Source organism: Allobrachymonas sp., from assembly GCF_041912815.1.
GTDB lineage: Bacteria > Pseudomonadota > Gammaproteobacteria > Burkholderiales > Burkholderiaceae_C > Brachymonas.
Window position 1 is genome coordinate 1 of the sequence record NZ_JAYRLV010000022.1, and the last position, 2,216, is coordinate 2,216.

The following is a 2,216-nucleotide window of genomic DNA, read 5'->3' on the forward strand; positions in this document are numbered from 1 at the left end:
TGGACAAACCAGACTGGGGGGATAGCGCGCCGCGCCATGAAAAAAGCCACCTGGGCGGGTGGCTCTTGCGTGCGGAAGTTTGGCTAGATGTTGTCGGCCATGCTGGCCGTCTCGATGCCCGCCATGGGTGAAGCACCGTCATCAGGCACGGGTGGGAACGCCGGGCTGGTGTTCTGCTGCACGCCGGGCGGCAGCAGCGCGGGGCCTGGCGCCACGGGTACGCTGGCCGTGGGGAAGTCTGGGTCATCGCTGCGCGCGGGCCGGATGTACCCGGCGCCCTGCATGATGGCGTCGGCCACCGGGGCAATCTGCGGCATCTGGGCCACCTGCGCTCCTGCTTGCATAGCAGAAAAAGCAGCCTGCACTCCGGTCTGCACCGCCTCGGCCATGATCTTCTTGATCTGGGCGTCGCTCACGCGCTCCTTCATGTCCAGCTCGCGCGCCTTGAGCTCGTGCCCGGCCTGCACCAGGGCCTTCTGCACCTCGTCCTTGATGCGCTTCTCGATGGCCTCGGGGCTCTCCTGCTGGCTGGCCGTACGGATGGCCTGCACCACGTCGCGCTTGAATGGCACATCCATGAGGCTGACCATGAACGGCAGCACGGCGGCCTGGTACTGGGGCGGTAGGCTCTTGACGGCCTCAGACATGGCGTTGAGCTGCTGGCCGCGATAGGTGGCGTTGCTCGGCACTTCCTCCACTCCGACTTTCAGCATGGTCCGCATCAGGTCGTTCGAGAGGTAGGGTTGGCCCGTCACGGGGTCCAGCTCGGGTTTGTTGAGCACGATCGTGCGATCTGGAGTGACGCCATCGGCGCCCTCGATCACGATGGTCTTCTCGCGGCTGCCCCAGTCCTGCACGATCAGTGACACCAGGATTTCACCCACGCGCGTGCGCCCCATGCGGAAATTGCCCATGAGCGTGCCCAGAGACTGGTTCGTCTGCTCCACCTGGGTCTGCTCCTGCACGCCGCTGGTGGCCGTGCCTCTCTTGCCCTGGAAACCGCTGGTGATGACGCTCACGCGCTCGATGGCCAGGCGCGCATCCTGCAGCAACTGAAACTGCTGGTCGTTGAGTTGGAAATCGCGGTGCACCTTGAACGTGGCGCCCGGCTGGGCCATGTGCTCCGGGTCGAGGATGATGTCGGCGTCCGGGCGGGCAATCTGCTGCCGAAACAGGGCATCGGACATGAGCACGGCGCCCTTGGTGCGCTCCGTGCGGACCACGCTCAAACCCCAGCGCAGCTTGGCCGTGCCGCTGTTCACGCTGTCCTGCTGGTAGATCATGCCGCGCGCATAGCCGTAGGGCACGTTGGTGCGGTCCTCGCGGAAGCCGAAGAACGGCACGTAGGGGAAATACCGGTGCGGGTACGGGCTCGGGCCGTCGTGCAGCCGGTGCGGCCCCAGCCAGTAAGCCATCCTCACGCGCGCCACGGTGGCATACGTCACCTTCGACACGCCGGTCGTCACCGCGTAGAGGTGGGCCGGGTTGTCCTCATCGAACTCCACCACGCGGCCATCCGGGCTGGTCAGCACCGGGACCGACTCCCAGCGCCGATACCACAGCTCGGTCAGGCACAGCTCCTTGCGCGTGGGGTCGAACCATCGAGATTCCTCTACAGTCCAGCCGCGCGCATCGCCCCATGTATTGTGCAAACCCGTGGAGCCGCCACCGTCGAGCGCCTGCATGCTTGTGCTGTCACCCAACCACTGGGAGCCGTGGCGCCCGCACATGCGGATCAGCGCCTTGTGCTGGGGGAATGCTGCCTCGATGCGGTCGGGCCGCAGCCAGCGGGAGCGGCGCAGCCACCGCGATTTGTCGAGCAGCGGGTCGTTCACATTGCCCTGCATGTCCCAGTGAATCTCGTTGCGATGCACATCGCTGCAGCGGTAAGGGTAGAGGAAGGGATCGGACTCGCGCCCCACTTCAACCCAGCCGATGCCCACCGCCGCCTGGGGCCGGAAGGCGCCACCGCACGCGGTATCGGCATGGCTGGCCTTCTCGGCCTGCTTCAGCTGGTAATTCAGGGCGTCGGCCACATCCTGGCCACTCGGCCCCGCATCGGGCGAGACGCGCCAGTCCGTGCGGGTCGCTTCCTCGTAGCCCGTCAGCGCACGAATGGCAGGCCCCATCAAGTCCTCGATGGCCGGGGGGATGCCGATGGCGGCCTGGCGCTGCAGCAGCTCGGAATCGAGCTGGTTGCCGTCCACGTAGTCCAT

1 protein-coding gene is annotated in these 2,216 nt (G+C 66.4%); it reads right to left on the reverse strand.

Features of this window, described 5'->3' with window-relative positions:
• Window positions 1-83: 83 nt before the first annotated feature.
• On the reverse strand, window positions 84-2,216 hold a 2,133-nt coding region (locus ACE3P9_RS11350; RefSeq protein WP_374494278.1), incomplete at its 5' end, for a hypothetical protein.